The sequence below is a fragment of the Pseudomonas sp. CFBP 8772 genome (genome assembly GCF_014841665.1).
Lineage (GTDB): Bacteria > Pseudomonadota > Gammaproteobacteria > Pseudomonadales > Pseudomonadaceae > Aquipseudomonas > Aquipseudomonas graminis_B.
In genome coordinates, this window is sequence record NZ_JACYUI010000006.1 from 187,304 (window position 1) to 208,232 (window position 20,929).

20 protein-coding genes and 5 tRNA genes are annotated in these 20,929 nt (G+C 56.2%); 12 read left to right on the forward strand and 13 right to left on the reverse strand.

Going from position 1 to position 20,929, the window contains the following annotated elements:
• Positions 1-4: 4 nt before the first annotated feature.
• The 3 genes from IFT99_RS14515 to IFT99_RS14520 all read left to right on the forward strand — a co-directional run bounded on the left by IFT99_RS14515 (position 5) and on the right by IFT99_RS14520 (position 1,324).
• Positions 5-235: a hypothetical protein gene (locus IFT99_RS14515; RefSeq protein WP_192133108.1), complete on the forward strand. Its 231-nt coding sequence runs from the start codon at positions 5-7 to the stop codon at positions 233-235.
• Positions 236-267: 32 nt separating this feature from the next.
• Entirely contained in the window at positions 268-396 is a 129-nt protein-coding gene (locus tag IFT99_RS26485; RefSeq protein WP_274605131.1) for a hypothetical protein, read from the forward strand.
• A gap of 433 nt (positions 397-829) precedes the next feature.
• Entirely contained in the window at positions 830-1,324 is a 495-nt protein-coding gene (locus IFT99_RS14520; protein ID WP_192133110.1) for an Hcp family type VI secretion system effector, read from the forward strand.
• Between the two features lie 68 nt (positions 1,325-1,392).
• Here IFT99_RS14520 and IFT99_RS14525 read toward each other — a convergent pair whose 3' ends face one another.
• The 6 genes from IFT99_RS14525 to IFT99_RS14550 form a co-directional block, all read right to left on the reverse strand.
• Positions 1,393-1,686: a hypothetical protein gene (locus IFT99_RS14525; RefSeq protein ID WP_192133112.1), complete on the reverse strand. Its 294-nt coding sequence runs from the start codon at positions 1,684-1,686 to the stop codon at positions 1,393-1,395.
• Positions 1,687-1,691: 5 nt separating this feature from the next.
• Positions 1,692-2,336, reverse strand: a complete 645-nt coding sequence (locus tag IFT99_RS14530) for a hypothetical protein (RefSeq protein WP_192133114.1) — start codon at positions 2,334-2,336, stop codon at positions 1,692-1,694.
• A 193-nt stretch (positions 2,337-2,529) separates the two neighbouring features.
• Positions 2,530-3,765: an oligosaccharide flippase family protein gene (locus IFT99_RS14535; RefSeq protein WP_192133116.1), complete on the reverse strand. Its 1,236-nt coding sequence runs from the start codon at positions 3,763-3,765 to the stop codon at positions 2,530-2,532.
• A 214-nt stretch (positions 3,766-3,979) separates the two neighbouring features.
• A tRNA-Thr gene (locus IFT99_RS14540) sits at positions 3,980-4,055 on the reverse strand.
• Positions 4,046-5,422 carry an O-antigen ligase family protein gene (locus IFT99_RS14545; RefSeq protein WP_192133279.1) on the reverse strand — a complete coding sequence of 459 codons (1,377 nt, stop codon included), beginning with the start codon at positions 5,420-5,422 and terminating at the stop codon, positions 4,046-4,048. Before IFT99_RS14545 ends, IFT99_RS14540 begins: the two co-directional genes overlap by 10 nt.
• A 165-nt stretch (positions 5,423-5,587) precedes the next feature.
• Positions 5,588-5,983 carry a pilin gene (locus IFT99_RS14550; protein ID WP_192133281.1) on the reverse strand — a complete coding sequence of 132 codons (396 nt, stop codon included), beginning with the start codon at positions 5,981-5,983 and terminating at the stop codon, positions 5,588-5,590.
• A gap of 226 nt (positions 5,984-6,209) precedes the next feature.
• Between IFT99_RS14550 and pilB the strand changes: the two genes are divergently transcribed.
• From pilB to IFT99_RS14590, 8 genes are all read left to right on the forward strand, one after another.
• Positions 6,210-7,904, forward strand: coding sequence for a type IV-A pilus assembly ATPase PilB (gene pilB, locus IFT99_RS14555; protein WP_192133117.1), 1,695 nt, complete (start codon positions 6,210-6,212; stop codon positions 7,902-7,904).
• Positions 7,905-7,906: 2 nt separating this feature from the next.
• Positions 7,907-9,124, forward strand: a complete 1,218-nt coding sequence (locus IFT99_RS14560) for a type II secretion system F family protein (RefSeq protein WP_192133119.1) — start codon at positions 7,907-7,909, stop codon at positions 9,122-9,124.
• A gap of 2 nt (positions 9,125-9,126) precedes the next feature.
• Positions 9,127-9,999: a prepilin peptidase gene (locus tag IFT99_RS14565; protein WP_192133121.1), complete on the forward strand. Its 873-nt coding sequence runs from the start codon at positions 9,127-9,129 to the stop codon at positions 9,997-9,999.
• A complete protein-coding gene (gene coaE, locus IFT99_RS14570) occupies positions 9,996-10,616 on the forward strand; it encodes a dephospho-CoA kinase (protein WP_192133123.1) in 621 nt (206 codons plus the stop codon). The genes IFT99_RS14565 and coaE overlap by 4 nt, the downstream gene beginning before the upstream one ends.
• Complete coding sequence (yacG, locus tag IFT99_RS14575) at positions 10,616-10,819, forward strand: DNA gyrase inhibitor YacG (protein ID WP_062378727.1); 204 nt, start codon at positions 10,616-10,618, stop codon at positions 10,817-10,819. Before coaE ends, yacG begins: the two co-directional genes overlap by 1 nt.
• A gap of 298 nt (positions 10,820-11,117) precedes the next feature.
• Entirely contained in the window at positions 11,118-11,747 is a 630-nt protein-coding gene (locus IFT99_RS14580) for a DUF1780 domain-containing protein (RefSeq protein ID WP_065987649.1), read from the forward strand.
• The gene (locus IFT99_RS14585) at positions 11,744-12,283 is read left to right on the forward strand and encodes an MOSC domain-containing protein (protein WP_192133125.1); all 540 of its coding nucleotides are present in this window, start codon (positions 11,744-11,746) and stop codon (positions 12,281-12,283) included. Before IFT99_RS14580 ends, IFT99_RS14585 begins: the two co-directional genes overlap by 4 nt.
• 252 nt (positions 12,284-12,535) lie before the next feature.
• Positions 12,536-13,834 (forward strand): NAD(P)/FAD-dependent oxidoreductase, encoded by a 1,299-nt coding sequence (locus tag IFT99_RS14590; protein WP_065987651.1) that lies wholly within the window; start codon positions 12,536-12,538, stop codon positions 13,832-13,834.
• Positions 13,835-13,936: 102 nt separating this feature from the next.
• Here the strand turns inward: IFT99_RS14590 and IFT99_RS14595 are convergent, their stop codons facing one another.
• The gene (locus IFT99_RS14595; RefSeq protein WP_192133133.1) at positions 13,937-15,337 is read right to left on the reverse strand and encodes a sensor domain-containing diguanylate cyclase; all 1,401 of its coding nucleotides are present in this window, start codon (positions 15,335-15,337) and stop codon (positions 13,937-13,939) included.
• 212 nt (positions 15,338-15,549) lie between these two features.
• Between IFT99_RS14595 and pstS the strand changes: the two genes are divergently transcribed.
• Positions 15,550-16,584, forward strand: coding sequence for a phosphate ABC transporter substrate-binding protein PstS (gene pstS / locus IFT99_RS14600; protein WP_065987653.1), 1,035 nt, complete (start codon positions 15,550-15,552; stop codon positions 16,582-16,584).
• Positions 16,585-16,686: 102 nt separating this feature from the next.
• Here pstS and IFT99_RS14605 read toward each other — a convergent pair.
• The 6 genes from IFT99_RS14605 to pgeF all read right to left on the reverse strand — a co-directional run bounded on the left by IFT99_RS14605 (position 16,687) and on the right by pgeF (position 20,927).
• Positions 16,687-16,763, reverse strand: a tRNA-Pro gene (locus tag IFT99_RS14605).
• Positions 16,764-16,856: 93 nt separating this feature from the next.
• Positions 16,857-16,932, reverse strand: a tRNA-Lys gene (locus IFT99_RS14610).
• A gap of 6 nt (positions 16,933-16,938) precedes the next feature.
• Positions 16,939-17,015 (reverse strand) — tRNA-Pro (locus IFT99_RS14615).
• A gap of 20 nt (positions 17,016-17,035) precedes the next feature.
• Positions 17,036-17,111 (reverse strand) — tRNA-Asn (locus tag IFT99_RS14620).
• Between the two features lie 348 nt (positions 17,112-17,459).
• Entirely contained in the window at positions 17,460-20,024 is a 2,565-nt protein-coding gene (gene clpB, locus IFT99_RS14625) for an ATP-dependent chaperone ClpB (RefSeq protein WP_065987654.1), read from the reverse strand.
• A 174-nt stretch (positions 20,025-20,198) separates the two neighbouring features.
• Positions 20,199-20,927 carry a peptidoglycan editing factor PgeF gene (gene pgeF, locus IFT99_RS14630; protein ID WP_192133283.1) on the reverse strand — a complete coding sequence of 243 codons (729 nt, stop codon included), beginning with the start codon at positions 20,925-20,927 and terminating at the stop codon, positions 20,199-20,201.
• Positions 20,928-20,929 lie beyond the last annotated feature (2 nt).

Genomic DNA, 20,929 nt, shown 5'->3' on the forward strand with positions numbered 1-20,929 from the left:
GGGCATGAATTGTTATCTGTGCGGGATCGAGGCTGAGCAGCGTGAGTCGGCGCAGGGTGGCAAGGTTGTTATCTGCCGCGACTGCGGGGGGTACGTGATCTCTGACGTCGTGCTCCGGCAGCTGGCGTCGAAGCCGCTCAATTTTTCCAAAATGCGCGAAGACCTGCACCACCAGCGGCAGAGCAATGCTACCTCCATGGCGCAGATCAACAGCGACACGGCGGTTTGGGCTTGAGGGTTTGGTTCGAGATGAATGAGGAGATGACGATGGCTGACGAGAAGAAACCTGACGAAAAAGAACAACCTCAGAAGGACGTTCCGGCTCATGCGACTGAGGAAGAGAAGGAGCGGTTGAAGGATTTTAATAAAGACGGGATTCCGCCGGGGATTTGTTGATTGGCGGGACGATGCGGGTGTTGGATACGAATAAGCCCGGTGCTTAAGACCGGGTTGTTCCGTCGTTTAATCAAGCCGAGCATCTCAACACAGGCCAGTACCGTCTCGAATGGAGTTTCACCCACTGCTAGATCGCACTTCACTGTCACGAGGCCAATTCAGACAACCAGATTGGTTGCAAACTCGAATCAGTTACCCCAATCCTGGGAATTAACTATTCGGTTTGCTGACTTGTAATGGAGCGGCACTTCCCCGCCAATAGCGCGACATAGGGCTCACAGTGATATCTGTGAGACTGCCATGTGATTTCGTACACTGAGATGCACGCTCACTTTCCTACGAGGGCTTGGGACTGGGTGCGGTCACATGACTGGCAATGGTGAGGATCATAAGCTAGGATTCTCCCCCCAACAGTCAAGAGCAGGAAGCTAATATGTCATTCGACGCATTCATGCAGGTAAACGGTGTTGAAGGAGAGTCGCTTGATGCTGATCACAAGGGTTGGGTCGAGCTACTCTCGTATCACTACGATGCTATCCAGTCAATCAGTCAGTCTGCCAGCTCAAATGGCGGCGCATCCGCAGGAGGCGTCAGCTTAGGAGACTTCCGCGTTACCAAATACATTGACCGGGCCACACCCAAACTATTCGAACTGTGTTGCAGAGGGTCGCACATCGAACATGTGACTATTCGCATACACCGGGCGGGTGCTGAAAAATTCAAGTACCTAGACATTGTTTTAGAAGAAGTATTGATCTCTACCGTAAGTGGTCAAGGCGCCGAATTTGCGGGCCTGCCTGTAGAAGCCATAACTCTAAATTACGGACGTATCAAATTCGAATATACACAGCAACGACGGGTTGATGGAGCAAGTGCGGGCATCGTATCCGGTGGCTGGGACCGGACAGCGAATAAACCCTTCGCATAAACATATAGGTGATAGCCGCTGAGAAAATCGGCGCAAAGGTCCGCCAGTGGCGCTGGCGGACCTACACATTACCAGAAGGCTATGACTGTTAAAGCAAGCAATGCTGTTGTCAGCGCCGCTTCCAGCCTAGAGCATCTAGAAACTATAATTAACTGCACTCCTATTACCAGCGCCAGAATCACGCCCCGAAAAACTAAACGATTGCTAGCATCATCTTCCACCAAGACGCCTGCGGGGCTTTGCGCAGGGTCTAGCGAATCCATCCAGTCATACTTGGACCCATGAAATAATGCGTACATGAACAAGAGAACGAAAAAGAGGACATACAAAATCACGCGCAATACATTTCTATTTTTACTCATAATATTCACATCATAAGCTGGCTAAAACGAAGCCAGTTTTTTACGATAAAGTCTCCGTATCTAGTATTTTCTTTTATTTTATCTAGCGACAAGGCCATCCCCCTATTGTAGCGAGCACCAATCACTCTGACCTCATCTAATCCAATGGAAGTAAAACCATCGTGATCGGCAAGCATTCGCAGATGCTTGGCAGCCAAGTCAATGTTATATACATCGCGCTCAAGACAGTAAGACAAACTCCGTAACTGGCTTACATCCATCTGCTCTGGATCTAAGCCTATTGTCAAAGCGGCGGTTTTAAGTTGAATACTTACCCATCCAAAGCTAGTTTTTGACGGCGGATTCGTAATCACAGTTGAAAAATTACCAATGTGATCGAACGCACGCACCTCAAAAGCCACTCTATCAATAAAGTTGGGATCACCACCGGTTTCAATCCAGCAAACCCCAGCTACAAGCTCGATGGGAAGTGCGTATTTAAGCGCAGCCGCTTTGAGGATTAGCTTGTTGTGGACTACCCAGGCATCTTTGAACCGCTGTATATAGGCCCGACCGCCACCTAAAGGCTCTGGAAAAACCTTCCACATCAAGACATCAAGAAGCCCCCATGTCGGGCTGCTATTGGACCCTGTATCGCAAAACTCATCCATCTGGCTCGTCCTTGATTCAGCTAACAGGGCGCACTATACACCGGTTACGCCTCAGTTGTTTACGTTGATCTACGGTGGGATACGTCCATATGAATCTGTATGCGATTCACTCTCTCTGTCCCACCCCATTCAAGGTCGGGACGTGGTCCACCCTTCGCACACAGCTTAGGAGCACTTCACCAACTGGGAATAACTAGTTGAACAACGTGCGGCGCAGCCGACAGCAAAGAGCAGTGCAAAGGCAGATCTCTGTTAAGAGAGTTGCAAGGGCCGCGCCAGCAACGCCTATCACCGGAATCAAGGCGAAGTTCAGGGCGACGTTTACAGTGACCGCAGCGATTAAGCTTTTTGCAAACCATCGTTCCTGCTGCGTAGCGATGGCATGCTGTTCCATCACGTAGTTCGGAAGCGCAAAAATCAGGCCGGTGAACAGAAGGCGAATTATGGTGTGTGCCCCATCTGCGTAAGCGCTCCCAAACAAGATCCCAACCACCCAGGGGCCAAGTACCCACCCGCCCAACGCCAGAAGCAAACCGATGAACGCCGCACCGACAACCGAATTGCGGCTGAATCGGCTTCCATCGTCGCCATCTACCGCTAGTATTCTCATCCTCCGAAACAGCATCAAAGCCACCGGCGTAGCTAGCGCCATAAGGCCGTCTTGAATCCTCGTCGCTACCGCATATTGACCAATAGCAGGCACTTCTCCCAACAGGTGTCGAAGAATGACGATGTCGATGTGGTGATAGAGAGTGGAAGCGAGGCCGACCGCGAAGAAACTGACCGAACTGCGATAGGCCCAAGCCGGCACCTTCCACTCAATTCGGCGGAACGCTGGGAAGTGCTTGAAGTGACACGCGAGTGTAAAGCCGAGGCCAAGCCCCCAAGCGAGAAAAATCGACACCGGAGCAGCGCCAGCGATGAGCACAGACCCAAGTACAAACAAGGCACTGACAGTCCTGCCATAAAAAAGGAATTGAGCATCTCGCTGAAAATTTCCTGCCCCTTTAAACCAGGAGGACTGCCATTGAGTGAGAGTGACCATGGCGAAGCAGAAGATGCCGGCCATGAGAGCAGGCCCGTCTACCCAGAGGTGGAATGCGCCAGCCAGCAACATGAAAACTGAAGTTGTTACCAGCAGGTGCATCAGCGCAGTACTTGGCAGTTCTGAATAGCGTGTGCTTAGAGCCGCGGATGGAGACGCACGCTCCCGCATCAGAAGCACGTTAAACCCTGCGTCCTGCATCAGTACAAGAACAGTCACCAGCACATAGATGTAGGTGTAATGCCCAAACGAGCTTGACCCCATACTGCGCGCGAACAGGACCGAAAGGCCCAATGAGACTGCAGCGGAGTAAGCCGTCACGCCCCACTGCATTGCCAGCGGCGCAACCTGCTTGATGAATGCTGCTCTCGGCGCTAGCGCCATTACAAAAACACCTTTTGGCAGGAACTGTGTTGCTGGCGAGTCGGGTAGATGGGAGCAGTGGAGGTATTTGATGGAGATAACACAGACCGACCTTCTTTATAACTGCGGAGGAAGGTCGTGAGACCGTAGTGATGCTCGGGTTGACGATTATGCTCTTTGAGCTTTGAGCTTTGAGCTTTGAGCTTTGGGCTTCTGTGTGACTGGTGATGAAAAATGGTGCCGAAAATAGGAATCGAATCTACGACCTTCGCGTTACGAGTGCGCTGCTCTACCGACTGAGCTATTTCGGCGTTGCTAATGGTGAGAAATTAGCAGCATTTGTTTGCTCCAACAAGCGGCCACCAGGCTGCCCAATGACTCCTTGCATCCAGAATCGCGGCTGGAATCGCCCCCCATGTTCCTGGATGTAAACCTGCTCCCGCTGATCAAGATTTGGGGCATCACGAAAGACTATATAGCCCAGATATACGACGGCCAATGTCAATATTGCAACCCATCCTTTTTGCGCAATTGGCCGTACCGCTGGGGGCTCAGTCGAAAAATCATGGATACCAATCAGCCAGCCCACGACAATGGCGAGCCACAACTGAGAGTAGGGCATTACGATAACTCCATCCACCATTGACTGGGTCAACGCGCCAATCAAACTCGCGAATAGACAGACCCGCAATAAGTCCACAGGCTCAGTTGACCGGTGATTCGCGCGAATCAAACGGAACGTAGCCCATAATCCTTTAGAGACGAGCCACATTACCAAAAGTGTAGAAGGGATTCCCCATTCGCAGGCCCACTGCAAGATAGCTTGATGGGGGTGTGCTGCTACGGGATTGGGGATATCGGCAAAGTGCATAGGGCCGAACCCTAGCAGTGGCCGCTCCTTAATCATTTCCCACGCTTGGTGCCAAATCACGTCACGTGCAGAGAGTGACGTGCTGAGCCTGTCGCCTGCAAAATTAAAGACTTTCAAGCCTAGATAATCGGGCAGGACGCGGAAAAGAAGCCAGAATGAGGTCAGGCCAATAAGCGCGGCCAAACCCTGCCAGCCAGCCCAACGCCGTCCCTGACCGCTGCTAAACGCCATTAAACAAGTAGCCCCTATCATCCCTAGCCATGTACCTCGAGTGCCACTACAAATCGCAATCATCCACCAGCAGCACACCAACGCAAATATACAAATCTTAAAGGATCGAGTCTGTGTTCGACAGAGCAAAGGGAGGGCCAAGAGGGGCAGAGTGAATGTTTGGAATTGCCCGTAAAAGCGAATATTTGAAAAACCTTCCATGAGAAGGTCGGTATCAAGCATATGCGCATTACTCACGAACGCTGAAGCCCCCGCTCCCAAAAATTGGGCAGTTTTGACCACACATAAAAAAATTACTGCTCGAATAAAAAAAAAGTCTAACCTACTGCTACCACATTGCCTTGCATGCCCGATACAAAGAGAAATATGGAAACAAGCAAGTAAAAGAGCCAGTTCACCAAAAGCCCACATTGGCTGACGAGATGAAAGGCTCGATACAAATCCCAATGCAAGAATTAAAAGCTTCACCCTTCTGACACCCCGATCCCAAAACCACAAGCCTCGACATGAACAAAAATCGAACAGCTTCGGAGCAGCGAGTACTAGACACAAAAAAACTTGAGCGAGACGCTGCATGTCGTGCCCATAAAAAGGCGAAAAAGTAATCGGAACGACCACTAATACGGCCACGAAAGGCAGGACTAAGCGTTGTAAATATCCAATCACTAACGACCTCTTTGTGAATTTCTGCAGCTCACAAAATCAAAAAAGGCGCGTTACGCGCCTTTTCTGAACTTAAGCTTACGACCCTGTGCAAGCACTACCAGGATTGGCAGTTGCAGGGCTAACCGTACAAGTCCAAGTTACATTACCGCCAGTGACTGCAGCGTTAGCAACACTTGGGACCAAGGTGACGCTAACGGTAGGGCTTGTGCGGCTCGCAGTCAGTGTCCCGCTGCCGGTGCAATTTGCAATGGTACCGGTTGGCGCAGCGGTGCAAAGCGCTGTGCCGGTCAGCCCTTGGCTCCAGTTTTCCGCAACAGCCACCTTCGCGGAATCAAGGCTGGCGAGCAACGAGCTCGCCTGTGCGCGAAGCGTGTAGTTCTGATATGCGGGGATTGCTACCGCAGCCAAGATCCCAATAATCGCTACTACGATCATCAACTCAATGAGGGTGAAGCCTTTTTGTGATTGCATAACGTACATCTCCGATCGTCAATTTGGTGTCGCGTCCAAAGGAAGTCACGCACATGCCGTGCCAACTTGCCTCTATAACGTCAAGAAGCCAATCCCTTACATAGGACCTGAAAGAGCCGCCACCCATCAGCACAAAGTGACAAAAATGGTCATAGGCCCGTCGCGCATTTGGCAGTCAAGCCCGACTACGATATAAACCACTGATTGTTTGTGTGTGGTGGTGTTGATGACTGATGTCGTGCTTACCGGTTTGGCTAAACAGCTTGTCATTGCTGAGCTCCTAGATGAAAAGTCTGCGCAGCAGGCGTGCTTGCAGGCGCGTCAAAACAAAGTATCGCTGGTGAGCTATCTGGTGCAGAGCAAACTGGTCAAGAGTCTGACGCTTGCTGAGGTGGCGTCCGATCAGTTCGGGATCCCTTTCATGGATCTCACTAACCTTGAGAGAGAGGGTCAGCCCAAAGGGCTCGTCAGCGAGAAGCTCGTTCGCCAGCATTGCGCTCTGCCCTTGTGGCGTCGCGGCAACAAGCTATTTGTTGGTATTTCCGATCCGACAAATCATCAGGCCATAACCGATATTCAGTTCAGTACTGGCTTGACAACGGAAGCGATCCTCGTAGAGGACGACAAGCTCACCGTCGCGATTGAGAAGTTTTTTGACAGCCACTCGGGTATGGGGGATTTAGCTGACGTAGATCTTGGTCTCGAAATTGAATCGGTTGATGAGAGCAAAGAATCGTCCATCGCAGGCCAGGATGCAGACGACGCGCCAGTCGTACGCTTTGTCAATAAGATGCTCATGGACGCAATCCGACTAGGTTCATCGGATTTGCACTTCGAGCCTTATGAGAAAGTTTTTAGAGTGCGGTTACGCACGGACGGAATTCTTCATGAAGTAGCCAAGCCGCCTACCCACCTAGCCGGGCGTATAGCGGCGCGCTTAAAAGTCATGGCAAGTCTCGATATCTCAGAGCGCCGCAGGCCTCAAGACGGTCGAATCAAGCTACGCATCTCGAAAAACCGCGCCATCGACTTTCGGGTCAACACGCTTCCTACACTGTGGGGAGAGAAGATCGTAATGCGGATTCTCGACCCCACGAGTGCCCAAATGGGCATTGATGCTTTAGGGTATGAGCCTGAACAGAAGGCCCTTTATCTTGAGGCCTTAAGCAAGCCGCAGGGAATGATTCTGGTCACGGGCCCTACAGGCTCCGGGAAAACAGTCTCCCTCTACACGGGTTTAAATATCCTCAATACCGTTGATATCAATATTTCCACAGCAGAGGACCCGGTGGAGATAAACCTCGAAGGCATCAACCAGGTCAACGTTAACCCTCGACACGGGATGGATTTTTCCCAAGCACTCCGCGCGTTTCTACGACAGGATCCCGACGTGATTATGGTCGGTGAAATCCGAGACCTCGAAACAGCCGAAATTGCTATCAAGGCGTCACAAACAGGCCACATGGTGCTATCGACCTTGCATACCAACAGCGCCGCCGAAACACTTACTCGTCTACACCACATGGGCGTCGCAGCCTTCAACATCGCAACTGCAATAAACCTCATTATTGCCCAGCGCCTAGCTCGGAAGCTTTGTACAAACTGCAAGAAAGAAGTGGACATCCCACGCGAGACTTTGATTGCAGAAGGTTTCCCCGAGTCGCAAATCGGCTCATTCAAGCTTTACTCTCCTGTGGGCTGCGAACACTGTAATGCTGGCTACAAAGGTCGGGTTGGCATTTACGAGGTAGTGAAAAGTACTCCTGCCCTGGAGCGCATCATTATGGGAGAAGGTAACTCCATCGCGATTTCCGAACAGATGCGCAAGGACGGATTCAATGACTTGCGCACGTCTGGCCTCATAAAGGCCATGCAAGGCGTGACCAGCCTTGAGGAAATCAACCGGGTGACCAAGGATTAAGCATGGCAACCAAAGTAGTAAAAGTCAGCGTTTACACTTGGGAAGGTATTGATAAAAAAGGCACCAAGCAGAAGGGTGAAATCAACGGGCATAACCCCGCTTTGGTAAAAGCTCAACTGCGCAAGCAGGGCATCAATCCTACTAAAGTCAGAAAAAAAGCGGTATCCATCTTCGGCGCGGGGAAAAAAATCAAACCCTTGCATATCGCATTTTTCAGTCGCCAGATGGCAACCATGATGAAAGCAGGTGTGCCATTGCTCCAGTCGTTCGACATCATCAGCGAGGGTGCCGATAACCCTAATATGCGTAAGCTAGTGGATGACATCAAGCAAGAAGTCGCCGCAGGTCACAGCTTCGCAGCGGCGTTAAGACAAAAACCCGAATACTTCGATGATCTGTTCTGCAATTTGGTTGATGCAGGCGAACAGGCAGGCGCTCTTGAGGCGCTTCTTGACCGCGTAGCCACCTACAAAGAGAAAACGGAACACTTAAAGGCTAAGATTAAGAAAGCCATGACTTATCCGATTGCGGTAGTCATCGTGGCACTCATTGTTAGTGCAATTCTATTGATCAAAGTGGTTCCACAATTTCAATCCGTCTTTGCAGGATTCGGCGCAAAACTCCCCGCATTTACGTTGATGGTGATCGGCCTTTCCGAGGCGCTGCAAAGCTATTGGTACATGTTCATTATCGGCCTTGTCGCAGTGGTGCTGGCGTTCAAAAACGCTCACAAAAAGTCGGAAAAATTTAGAAATTGGATCGACAGATTGCTGCTGAAAATCCCAATCATCGGCCCACTTCTTTACAAATCCGCTGTGGCTCGGTACGCCCGCACACTTTCCACCACATTTGCCGCCGGTGTTCCATTGGTTGAGGCGTTAGACTCCGTGGCAGGTGCGACCGGCAACGTCGTCTTCCGAAACGCCGTCAACAAAGTCAAACAAGACGTCTCTACCGGCATGCAGCTCAACTTCTCCATGCGCAGCACCGGCGTCTTCCCCATGCTAGCAGTCCAAATGACCGCCATCGGTGAGGAATCCGGCGCTCTGGACTCGATGCTCGATAAGGTCGCGACCTACTACGAGGATGAGGTCGACAACATGGTCGACAGCCTGACCAGCCTGATGGAGCCCATGATCATGGCCTTCCTCGGCGTCATTGTCGGCGGGCTCGTCATCGCGATGTATCTCCCCATCTTCCAGCTCGGAAACGTCGTCTAACCATGCCCCTACTCGACCTCCTGGCCAGCTCCCCGCTGGCCTTTGTTTTATGCGCACTCATCTTGGGCCTGCTAGTCGGCAGTTTCCTGAATGTCGTTGTCTACCGATTACCGCTAATGATGATCCGCGACTGGAAAGCCCAGTCCCGGGAAATGCTCGACCTCCCCGCCGAGCCCCCAACAGAAACCTTCAACCTCATCCTCCCTCAGTCCCGCTGCCCGCACTGTTCTCACAAAATCCGCGCCTGGGAGAACATTCCGGTCGTGAGCTATCTGTTCCTCGGCGGCAAGTGTTCCCAGTGCAAAGCCCCGATCAGCAAGCGCTACCCGCTGGTTGAATTAGCGTGCGGCCTACTCTCGGCCTTCATCGCCTGGCATTTCGGTTTCGGCTGGCAGGCAGCGGCGATGCTGGTGCTGACGTGGGGGTTGTTGTCGATGAGCCTGATCGACGCCGACCACCAGCTTCTGCCGGACGCAATCGTGCTGCCACTGTTGTGGCTGGGCCTGATCGTCAACGCCTTCGGCCTATTCACGTCGCTGACCGATGCGCTGTGGGGCGCGGTCGCGGGGTATCTGGTGTTGTGGTGTGTGTTCTGGCTGTTCAAGTTGATCACCGGCAAGGAAGGCATGGGCTACGGCGATTTCAAGTTGCTGGCGATGCTCGGCGCGTGGGGCGGGTGGCAGATTCTGCCGCTGACGATTCTGCTGTCGTCGATTGTCGGTGCGGTGTTGGGCCTGATTCTGCTGCGCTTGCGCAATGTCGAAACCAGCACGCCGATCCCCTTCGGTCCTTATCTGGCGCTCGCAGGGTGGATCGCTTTGCTCTGGGGTGATCAAATAACGACTTCGTATCTGCAGATCGCCGGTTTCAGATGACTTCTCCTGCGTCAAAACCCTGGATTCTGGGCCTCACCGGTGGCATCGGCAGCGGCAAGAGTGCGGCGGCTCAGTGCTTCGTGGATCTGGGCGTGCACTTGGTGGACGCCGATCACGCTGCACGCTGGGTCGTCGAACCCGGGCGCCCTGCCCTGGCGCGGATTGCCGAGCACTTCGGCCCAAGCGTGTTGCAGGCCGATGGCACGCTGAATCGCTCGGCGTTGCGCGAGCTGATTTTCAAGGACCCGCAACAGCGTGTCTGGCTCGAAAGCCTGCTGCATCCGCTGATCCGCGAGGAAATCCGTCAATATCTGGCGCGCGCTGAATCGGCTTACGCGATTCTAGTGTCGCCGTTGTTGCTGGAGACTTCTCAGCACCAGATGGTTCAGCGGGTGTTGGTCATTGATGTGCCGGAATCGGTGCAGATCGAGCGCACGGTGTTGCGCGACAAGACCAACGAAGAACAGGTCCGGGCGATCCTCAAGGCGCAGGCCAGTCGCGAGGAGCGCTTGAGCCGGGCCGATGATGTGATCGTCAATGACCGTGTCCCGGCCTGGCTGAAAAGCGAGGTCGAGCGCCTGCATCACTTTTATTTAACTTTGCGTGGAGGCCAATGATGAGCCAACCAATGACCGTCGATTGCCCAACCTGCGGAGCGCCCGTGGAATGGACGCCGGAAAGTAAATTTCGGCCGTTCTGTTCGGACCGGTGCAAGCTGATCGACCTGGGCGCCTGGGCGTCGGAAGAACATGCGATTCCGGTGGCGCCGGATGCTGAAGACGAGCTGTTTTCGGGTGACTTCGACCCTCGTCAGCATTGATCAAACTTGGCAGCCACACAGAACGGACAACGCCAGTGCTGCCATATCTCCCAAGAGCTGAGAGCATCCCGTCAACAAAAGCGAGCGGCGAGCGGGGTGACGTTTTGTGCGAGCGTGCCTGCTCGCGAAGAGGCCGGCACATCCGCTGGATATCCAGCAGTTCCAATGCCGTCTTCGTGAGCAAGCACACTCCCACAATGGGCTAGCGGCAATTTCTTGAGCCGATAAGCACCGCCCCGCCCAACTTTATCTCCGCTCCAGTATTTCTTATCCCCTCAGCAGCGTTAAGCTTGGCGCCATGGATGACTCTGATTATCTGCGTCTTTTGACGAGCCAGGCCGAGCAAGCCAATGCGTTCCTGTCCAATGCGCGCAAGTGGGAGCGCGAACGTTGGGTGTGCGAGCGGTTGCTGCAGGGCCTGAATATTCCCCATCGTACTGACGACTTCCTGCCTGCCGGGCAAGAGCCGCCGGACGTACTGTTTCGCGACGCGTGTTTTGAAGTGTTCTTTGTTCTGGATGAAGGCCGTCGGCTCAACGATGAGTGGCGTGAAGAACTGCAACGTCGACGCAGCGCGTTTTCCCTCAGCCAACTGGTGCGGCGCGAAGCCAAACCCAAGCGCATTCCCGCTGCCGAGCTGCTCCGGCGCCTGGCACCCACGCTGCGCAAAAAGGCCCACAACTACAAAGAGCGTGGGCTGGATGTGGGGGAGCTGGACATCATTGCCTTCGCCAGCCTCAAGCGCGAGGTGCTCGACTTGAACAGCCACTTTCCGCCGCCCACCGAGTATTTGCGTCAGGGCTGGCGGTCACTCTCGCTGGTCGGGCCGACCTTCGCCCGGGTATTGTTCGCCCATCCGGATGCCCCGGATTTCCTGCGGACCAATCTGGGCCGCAGCGTGGTGTTTGATGTAGGAATCAGTTTATGAGCCCGTTGCAGGAATTGATCGCCGATGTACCCCAGCGCGGGCGTGTGCGCTGGATTGGCGTGCGCCCGGAATCCCGGGGCGAGATGGTTGAGCTGGACGCCGTGGAAGCCCGTCGCGAAGCAGGCCTGACGGGCGATCATGCCCGCCCCGGCCCGCGCAACGCTCGACAGGTGACGCTGATCCAGTGGGAGCACTTTGCAGTGGTCAGTTCGCTGATGGGGCGGGCCGAGGACAATCCGGTGTTGCCCCAGGATTTGCGACGCAACATCGTGATCAGCGGCATCAACCTGTTCAGCCTGAAGAACCGACGTTTCCGCATCGGCCAGGCGATCTTCGAAACCACCGGCTGGTGCCAGCCCTGCGCGCGCCTTGAGCAACGCCTCGGCCACGGCATCTTTCAGGCCGTTCGCGGGCATGGCGGAATCACCGCGCGGGTGATACAAAGCGGCATCGTGCGTCTGGACGACGCGTTGTGTATCGAGCCGATCGAACCGAGCGTCCATGACTTTAACGCAGCCAACAGCGCCGCCTCCTGATCCGGGTCAATGTTGATAAAGCGCCTCAAATGATCAGCGGCCTGAAACCTGCCGACCCAGCGCGTGTCGAAGCGTACATTCGAGCCCCCACCCCAAGTCGAGCGCTGGCCTTTTTGGCTTCGGCTGCTCCTTGTGGTGGTGCTCGGACCGGGCCCGTTGACCCGTTTGCCGAGCGATCTGACGCTATGAGCTGCCTTGCGCTCGCGCGGATTTCGCTGACACAGAATTCCTTAAGCCTTATGAGATACCCCCATGACCCATCGTATTGTGATTGTCGGCGGAGGCGCTGGCGGTCTGGAACTGGCTACCCGTCTGGGTAAAACCCTCGGCAAGAAAGGCAAGGCCAGCGTCACGCTGGTGGACGCCAATCTGACCCACATCTGGAAACCGCTGCTGCACGAAGTGGCCGCCGGTTCGCTCAACTCTTATGAGGACGAACTGAACTACGTGGCGCAAGCCAAGTGGAACCATTTTCAGTTTCAGATGGGCCGCATGACCGGGCTGGACCGCGAGAACAAGCAGATCCACCTGGCCGAGACCCTCGACGAAAACGGCAATGCGCTGGTCCCGGCGCGCAGCCTGGATTACGACTCGCTGGTCATTTCCGTGGGCAGCACGACCAATGATTTCGGCACCAAAGGCGCGGCTGAGCACTGCCTTTTCCTCGACACGCGCAAGCAGGCCGAGCGCTTCCATCAGCAATTGCTGAATCGCTATTTGCAGGCCCACGCCAGCCAGAACGATGCGGCCGAAGAAATCAACGTCGCCATCGTCGGTGCCGGCGCGACCGGTGTCGAGCTGGCCGCAGAGCTGCACAACGCTGCGCATGAACTGGCGGCCTACGGGCTCGGCCAGATCAAGCCGGAAAACCTGCGCATCACCGTGATCGAGGCCGGGCCGCGCGTCCTCCCCGCACTGCCGGAGCGTATTGGCGGCCCGGTACACAAGACGCTGGAGAAACTCGGCGTGACGGTGCTGACCAACTCGGCGGTCAGCGAGGTGACGGCTGACAGCCTGGTGACTGCGACCGGTCAGGTGATTCCTGCAACGCTGAAGGTCTGGGCGGCGGGCATCCGCGCTCCGGCGTTTCTGGAGGGCATCGCCGGTCTTGAGACCAACCGCATCAATCAGCTGCAGGTGCGTCCGACGCTACAGACCACCCGCGACGACAGTATCTTCGCCTTCGGCGACTGCGCGGCCTGCCCGCAAAAAGGCACCGACCGCAATGTCCCGCCCCGTGCGCAAGCGGCGCATCAACAAGCGTCGTTGCTGGTGAAATCGCTGAAGCTGCGCATCGAGGGCGGCACGCTGCCCGAGTATCGCTATCAGGACTACGGCTCGCTGATCTCGCTGTCGAAGTTCTCGGCAGTCGGTAATCTGATGGGGAATCTGACCGGCAGTGTCATGCTCGAAGGCTGGCTGGCGCGGATGTTCTACGTTTCGCTGTACCGCATGCACCAGATGGCACTCTACGGCATGTTCCGCACGTTGATGCTCATGCTGGGCAGCCGAATCGGCCGCGGCACCGAACCACGCATGAAGCTGCACTAAGGCTCAGCCCTGCAGGTCCGCCGCGCCAGTGCGGCGGGCCTCACTCCTCGACATTCTGCACAACCTACCCCGCAACTCGTCTGCCACGAGCGCACGCCTGCGCTAAGGCATCACCTGCCCTTTGCCCAGATGTTTGGCCTTGTACATCCAGCGGTCGGCTTCGCGCATGAGTTCGTCAGGGGCCTTGCCCGAGCCGGGTTCGTACATAGAAAAGCCGATGCTGGCGTTGCAGCGAATGACATCGCCTTTGATTGTAAAGGGCTGTGCAATCGCGACGAGGAGTTTCTGAGCCACTTCGCGGGCCTCCTCCACACCCGGCGTGATGCCTTCCAGGATCACGATGAATTCATCACCGGCCAGCCGCACCAGGCTGTCAGTCCTGCGAATGCAGCTCTGCAAACGTGTGGAAACAGCGCGCAGCAGATCATCGCCGGCATCGTGCCCGTAACTGTCGTTGATGACTTTGAACCCATCCAGATCGATGAACATCAACGCCAGCTGCAACCTGGAGCGGTCGGCACGGGCCTGAGCGATCGGCAACAGCGAGTCCAGCGCGCGGCGATTGTGCAGGCCAGTCAGGGCGTCATGTCGGGCTTCCTGCTCAAGCTCTTTGCGCGCTTGAATGTTCTGAATGATGGAGATGAAATATTCCAGCTCTCCGGCTTCGGACAGCTTCTTCGTGACGCTCAGATTGACCCAGACCGCGCTGCCGTTTTTGCGCAGGTAGCGCTTCTCCATCTGGTAGCTGTTGATTTGGCCGACACTCAACTGATGCAGCATCTCAAGATCACTGTCCAGATCGTCGTGGTGAGTGATGTCCTGAAACGTCAGGTGCTGGAGCTCATCGGGTGCGTAGCCAAGGACGTCGCACAGCGCGGCGTTGACGCTGATCCAGCCACCGTCCGGCGCGACCAGCGCAATGCCCACCGAGGCCAGCTCGAACATCGAGCGATAGCCTGCCTCGCTGGCCTGAAACATAGCTTCGGAGCGGTTCTTCTGAATCCGCGTCAGCATCAGGTTTTCCCGCAGCTGCATTTCACGGCTGACGATCTCGGCCAGGTCGTGGAGGATGGACAGCTCGTCTGGGGTAAGGATTCTGGGCCGTGCGTCAATGGCGCAAAGCGTGCCCACAGCGAAGCCCTGGCTGGTGCGTATGGGTACGCCGGCATAAAAGCGGACATGGGGATCGCCGGTGACCAGTTGGCTGTTGCAGAACCGCGCGTCCTCGATGGCATCGGGCACCACAAGCTCGGTGGCCTCAAGGATGGCGTGCGCACAGAAAGCGAGCTCCCGCGGCAACTCGACCGCCTCAAGCCCCACTCGGGACTTGAACCACTGGCGGTCCTGATCCACCAGCGATATCAGGGCAATCGGCACATTCAGCACTTGCGCCACCAGACGAGTGATCCGGTCCAGCGCGACCTCGGGTGGGGTGTCGAGTACTTCGAGAAGATGCAGCGCTTCAAGTCGCTGTTGCTCGAATGAAGGAGTTGGCGACTTCATAACACGGCCGATCCTGAAAAGACTGCCTGAAGTCTATACCCGGCCTCATAAATCCGCACCGGAGCGACGTGTAAATAACTGACCTGGCCGTGGCAATTGATCACGCTATCAAAGAAGAAAATTCTGTCACGCCTTGTCATAAAAACGTGCTGTTTGCTGTGATCCCATCAACGCATCTCACCCCGATGTCGCTCGATTACAGGAAGTCATCCATGTCGCAGCTCTCCCGACTGATGCTGGCCGCAGGCCTTGGCATCGCGCTCAATCTATCCATGGCCGCCACGGCAGGCGCAGCGTCCGAGGTCACCGGCGCCGGCTCCACGTTCATTTACCCGGTGCTGTACAAGTGGGCGACTGACTACAACCAGAAGACCCAGATCAAGGTTAACTACCAATACATAGGCTCTGGCGCAGGGATTGCGTTGATCAAGGAAGGCGCCGTGGATTTCGGTGCGACCGACCGGCCGATGAGCTCGGCAGACCTGCAATCTTTCGGGCTGCAGCAGTTTCCCTCTGTGATCGGCGGCATCGTACCGGTCATCAACATCGCTTCGATAAAACCCGGCACCCTGAAATTCACAGGCCCAGTGCTGGCCGACATCTACCTGGGGAAGATCAGCAAATGGAATGACCCGGCCCTCGCCGCCCTGAACCCGGGCGTGAAACTGCCTGACGCGAAAATCAGCGTCGTGTACCGTTCGGATGATTCCGGCACCACGTTTAACTGGGTCAGCTATCTGGCGAAGGTCAGCCCGCAATGGAAGAGTCAGCTCGGGGCAGGCGCATCGGTGCACTGGCCGGTGGGCATGGGCAGCAAGGGCAGCGAGGGCGTGGCGACGTACGTGAAACAGGTGCCGAACTCGATCGGCTACGTCGAGTACGCCTACGTCAAACAGCAGAAGTTGAATTATGGGCTGCTGCAGAACGCTGCCGGCACGTTCGTGACGCCGAGCACCGAAAGCTTTCAGGCGGCAGCCGCGACGGCAGACTGGAAAAACGCGAAGGATTTTGACCTGTCGATGCTCGACGCGCCTGGGGAAAACGCTTACCCGATCACCGCCGCGACGTTCATCGTGATGTACAGGCAACCCAAGGACGCTGATCGTCAGAAGACCGTCCAGGATTTCTTTCGCTGGACGCTGGAGAGCGGGCAGGAACACGCACGCTCGCTGGACTTCGCGCCGATCCCGGATGACCTGAAGAATCAGATCGAGGCGTACTGGGCTAATCCGCCCAAGGCTCAGTGAAAGCCAGAAACGAAAAAAGCGTCCCGAGGGACGCTTTTTTGTAGCTTCAGCGCTAGTGGCGTTGAAGCGGTATTTTCTGCCCGGATACTGCTTAGGCGAAAATGGTCGGGGTAAGGGGATTCGAACTCCTGACATCCTGCTCCCAAAGCAGGCGCGCTACCGGACTGCGCTATACCCCGGTGAAACATGAAAACACCCTAAGGCGTTTCCAGAGCGGGTGACGCGAATGGCGTCACTCCCTAAGATCCAACCCGATGAAGCCAGGTCAAAAATGGTGGGTCGTGTGGGATTCGAACCTACGACCAATTGGTTAAAAGCCAACTGCTCTACCAACTGAGCTAACGACCCAAATAATGGTCGGGGTAAGGGGATTCGAACTCCTGACATCCTGCTCCCAAAGCAGGCGCGCTACCGGACTGCGCTATACCCCGACGGTACTACCTCTTGAAATTGGCTCCGTGACCAGGACTCGAACCTGGGACCCAATGATTAACAGTCATTTGCTCTACCGACTGAGCTATCACGGAACGATCTTTTCAAATCTATCAATTTCAGATGCAGCGTTTGACGCGCTTCAACACAACAAATTCAGTAATTTCGCACCAAACGAATCTGGCGTTTACCTCACTGAACCTACCGCATTTTCAGCCTCTTCGACCTGTCTGCATCGCTGCGTTCACGTCTCTGAGGCGCGCTATTCTACATTTCCAGAAACACCTGTCAACCCTCTAAATTGCTTTCAAGACAATGATTTGCGAATTTTTTGCGGATCGCCCTCAACCTCGCGAAAATCTTGCGCTCGGCGAATAAATCACCCCGCATAAAAAAGGGCCCCCATCAGGAGAGCCCGTTGCGTTTCTATATAGAAGTGCGGATCAGCCGAAGACGATCTCGTCGTCCTGCACCGTGCCTCTGATGCTGGTGCCAGGCATGAAGCCACCCGACAGAATCAACTGAGCCAGCGGGTTTTCGATCCAGCGCTGGATGGCCCGCTTGAGCGGCCGCGCGCCATACACAGGGTCGTAGCCGACAGCGATCAGCTTGTCCATCGCCTCGCTGGACAGCTCCAGCCCCAGATCGCGCTCCGCCAGACGCTTGCGCAGGCGGCCGAGTTGGATCTCGGTGATGCCTGCGATCTGATCGCGGGCCAGCGGTTCGAAGATCACCACTTCATCGACCCGATTGATGAACTCCGGACGGAAGTGCGTGGTGAGCGCATCCATGACCGCCGCGCGCTGCCCTTCCCGATCGCCCACCAGCTCCTGGATGCGAGCCGAGCCGAGGTTGGAGGTCATGACGATCACGGTATTACGGAAATCCACCGTACGCCCGTGACTGTCTGTCAGACGCCCGTCTTCGAGCACTTGCAGCAGGACGTTGAAGACGTCCGGGTGCGCTTTCTCGACTTCGTCCAGCAGGATGACCGAGTAAGGCTTGCGGCGTACCGCTTCGGTCAGATAACCGCCCTCTTCGTACCCGACATAGCCAGGTGGCGCGCCGATCAGACGAGCCACGGAATGTTTCTCCATGAACTCGGACATGTCGATGCGCACCATGGCCTCTTCGGTGTCGAACAGGAACTCCGCCAGCGCCTTGCACAGCTCGGTCTTACCCACACCGGTTGGGCCGAGGAACATAAACGAGCCGCTCGGACGATTCGGGTCCGACAACCCGGCACGCGACCGGCGCACCGCGTTGGCCACCGCGACGACCGCTTCGTTCTGGCCGATCACTCGCTGGTGCAGCAGCTCTTCCATCTTCAGCAGCTTGTCACGCTCGCCTTCGAGCATCTTCGAAACCGGAATGCCGGTCCACTTGGACACGACTTCGGCAATCTCTTCCTCGGTCACCTTGCTGCGCAGCAACTGGTTTTCCGGTTTGCCATGCTGATCGACCATCTGCAGGCTGCGTTCCAGATCGGGAATTACGCCGTATTGCAATTCGGCCATGCGGTTGAGGTCGCCCTTACGCCGCGCCGCTTCCAGTTCCTGGCGGGACTGCTCGATCTTCTGCTGGATCTGTGCAGAACCGGTCACTTCCGCTTTTTCGGAGGTCCAGATTTCTTCGAGGTCGGCGTATTCCCGCTCAAGGCGCTGAATCTCTTCCTGGAGTTTTTCCAGGCGCTTGATCGCGGCCTCGTCGTCTTCCTTCTTCAGCGCCTGCGCTTCCACCTTCAGCTGGATCAGGCGACGTTCAAGACGGTCGAGCACTTCCGGCTTGGAGTCGATCTCCATGCGGATGCGGCTGGCGGCTTCGTCGATCAGGTCGATGGCTTTGTCCGGCAGTTGCCGGTCGGTGATGTAGCGGTGGCTGAGCTTGGCGGCCGCAATGATTGCGCCGTCAGTGATCGCCACCTTGTGGTGAACCTCATAGCGCTCTTTCAGGCCGCGCAGAATGGCGATGGTGTCTTCTTCGCTCGGCTCATCCACCAGCACTTTCTGGAAGCGACGCTCGAGGGCAGCGTCCTTCTCTATGTATTGGCGGTACTCGTTGAGCGTCGTGGCGCCCACGCAATGCAACTCACCCCGGGCCAGCGCCGGCTTGAGCATGTTGCCGGCATCCATCGAGCCTTCGGCCTTGCCGGCACCGACCATGGTGTGCAGCTCGTCAATGAACAGGATGATCTGCCCTTCCTGCTTCGACAGTTCGTTGAGCAGGCCTTTCAGGCGCTCTTCGAATTCGCCACGGAACTTGGCACCCGCGATCAGTGCGCCCATGTCCAGCGACAGCAGACGCTTGCCTCGCAGTCCGTCCGGCACTTCGCCGTTGATGATGCGCTGGGCAAGGCCTTCGGCGATGGCGGTTTTACCCACGCCAGGCTCACCGATCAGCACAGGGTTGTTCTTGGTCCGACGCTGCAGCACCTGGATAGTCCGACGGATCTCGTCGTCGCGGCCAATCACCGGGTCGAGCTTGCCTTCCTCGGCGCGCTTGGTCAGGTCGACGGTGTACTTGTCCAGCGCCTGACGGGATTCCTCGGCGTTCGGGTCGTTGACGGCATCGCCGCCCCGCAGGTTGCTAATGGCGTTTTCCAGTGCTTTCTTGCTGACGCCCTGGCCGAGCAGCAGCTTGCCGAGTTTGCTGTTCTCGTCCATCGCGGCGAGCAACACCAGCTCGCTGGAGATGAACTGATCGCCCTTCTGCTGAGCCAGGCGATCGGCCTGGTTCAACAGGCGCGCCAGGTCCTGCGACATGTTCACGTCGCCAGTCGGGTTCTGGATCTTCGGCAGTTGGTCGAGCTCTTTGGTCAGCGCGGTGCGCAGGCTGTTGATATCGAAGCCCACTTGCAGCAGCAAAGGCTTGATCGAACCGCCCTGCTGCTCAAGCAGCGCCTGCATCAGGTGCGCGGGTTCGATAGCCGGATGGTCCAGGCCCACCGCCAGTGATTGAGAATCTGAGAGAGCGAGTTGTAATTTGCTGGTTAAACGGTCAATACGCATTCTTCACCTTCCTATATGGGCAGGCCGGAGCAATGAACACACCTAATAAAGAAAACCTGCCAGATGGTTCTTTAGATGAGGTCGATTAGGCAGGATTCAAGCGCGCACTGGTTGACATGGGTCAACATTAGCTTGAAGGAGAGGATTCGGAAGGAATGAGTGGAGCGGCGGAGGCTACCGGGCTTCGACCCAGACAAGCGAAGCGAAGCGTCCAGTGCGTGCGCCACGGCGATAAGAGAAGAAGCGCTCATCGTTATAGGTCGAAAAACCGCCGCCGTAGACCGCTGTGACACCGTGGGCAGCGAGACGCAGACGCGCCAACTGATAGATGTCAGCCATGAATTTGCCGGCGTTGGCGCCCGGCACGAACGCATCGGCCGTCTCGGGGTGCGTGGCTATAAAGGCTTCACGCACTTCGGAACCGACTTCAAATGCCTGCGGCCCGATGGCAGGGCCAAGCCAGACGAGGATGTCGGATGACGCATCGGCAAAACTGTCCACAGTCGCCTCAAGCACACCTGCCGCCAGACCGCGCCAACCTGCATGGGCAGCGGCGACCTGAGTACCGGCTTTGTTGCAGAACAGCGCCGGCAGGCAATCAGCCGTCATGATGGTGCAGGCAACGCCCGGGGTTCGGCTCCAGCTGGCATCAGCCTGAAGTACATCTGCCGGTGCAGCCTCGACGACGTCAATACCGTGAACCTGCTTCAGCCATGCAGGCTGAACGTGCAGGCGTGTGGTCAGCGCCGAACGGTTGTGTGTAACGGCTGCCAGATCGTCATCAACGTGATCGCCGAGATTGAAGCTGTCGAACGGCGCCACACTGACACCGCCCGAACGCGTCGTGACGCACGCTTTGACACCCGCCGGCGCAGGCCAGTCGGGAATCAGCCAGTCCGTCACGC

What these genes read in the sequence shown, in the direction of transcription:
- IFT99_RS14515 (WP_192133108.1), top strand. Translation starts at nt 5, where the DNA reads ATGAATTGTTATCTGTGCGGGATCGAGGCTGAGCAGCGTGAGTCGGCG.
- IFT99_RS26485 (WP_274605131.1), top strand. Translation starts at nt 268, where the DNA reads ATGGCTGACGAGAAGAAACCTGACGAAAAAGAACAACCTCAGAAGGAC.
- IFT99_RS14520 (WP_192133110.1), top strand. Translation starts at nt 830, where the DNA reads ATGTCATTCGACGCATTCATGCAGGTAAACGGTGTTGAAGGAGAGTCG.
- IFT99_RS14525 (WP_192133112.1), bottom strand. Translation starts at nt 1,686, where the DNA reads ATGAGTAAAAATAGAAATGTATTGCGCGTGATTTTGTATGTCCTCTTT.
- IFT99_RS14530 (WP_192133114.1), bottom strand. Translation starts at nt 2,336, where the DNA reads ATGGATGAGTTTTGCGATACAGGGTCCAATAGCAGCCCGACATGGGGG.
- IFT99_RS14535 (WP_192133116.1), bottom strand. Translation starts at nt 3,765, where the DNA reads ATGGCGCTAGCGCCGAGAGCAGCATTCATCAAGCAGGTTGCGCCGCTG.
- IFT99_RS14545 (WP_192133279.1), bottom strand. Translation starts at nt 5,422, where the DNA reads ATGCAGCGTCTCGCTCAAGTTTTTTTGTGTCTAGTACTCGCTGCTCCG.
- IFT99_RS14550 (WP_192133281.1), bottom strand. Translation starts at nt 5,983, where the DNA reads ATGCAATCACAAAAAGGCTTCACCCTCATTGAGTTGATGATCGTAGTA.
- pilB (WP_192133117.1), top strand. Translation starts at nt 6,210, where the DNA reads ATGACTGATGTCGTGCTTACCGGTTTGGCTAAACAGCTTGTCATTGCT.
- IFT99_RS14560 (WP_192133119.1), top strand. Translation starts at nt 7,907, where the DNA reads ATGGCAACCAAAGTAGTAAAAGTCAGCGTTTACACTTGGGAAGGTATT.
- IFT99_RS14565 (WP_192133121.1), top strand. Translation starts at nt 9,127, where the DNA reads ATGCCCCTACTCGACCTCCTGGCCAGCTCCCCGCTGGCCTTTGTTTTA.
- coaE (WP_192133123.1), top strand. Translation starts at nt 9,996, where the DNA reads ATGACTTCTCCTGCGTCAAAACCCTGGATTCTGGGCCTCACCGGTGGC.
- yacG (WP_062378727.1), top strand. Translation starts at nt 10,616, where the DNA reads ATGAGCCAACCAATGACCGTCGATTGCCCAACCTGCGGAGCGCCCGTG.
- IFT99_RS14580 (WP_065987649.1), top strand. Translation starts at nt 11,118, where the DNA reads ATGGATGACTCTGATTATCTGCGTCTTTTGACGAGCCAGGCCGAGCAA.
- IFT99_RS14585 (WP_192133125.1), top strand. Translation starts at nt 11,744, where the DNA reads ATGAGCCCGTTGCAGGAATTGATCGCCGATGTACCCCAGCGCGGGCGT.
- IFT99_RS14590 (WP_065987651.1), top strand. Translation starts at nt 12,536, where the DNA reads ATGACCCATCGTATTGTGATTGTCGGCGGAGGCGCTGGCGGTCTGGAA.
- IFT99_RS14595 (WP_192133133.1), bottom strand. Translation starts at nt 15,337, where the DNA reads ATGAAGTCGCCAACTCCTTCATTCGAGCAACAGCGACTTGAAGCGCTG.
- pstS (WP_065987653.1), top strand. Translation starts at nt 15,550, where the DNA reads ATGTCGCAGCTCTCCCGACTGATGCTGGCCGCAGGCCTTGGCATCGCG.
- clpB (WP_065987654.1), bottom strand. Translation starts at nt 20,024, where the DNA reads ATGCGTATTGACCGTTTAACCAGCAAATTACAACTCGCTCTCTCAGAT.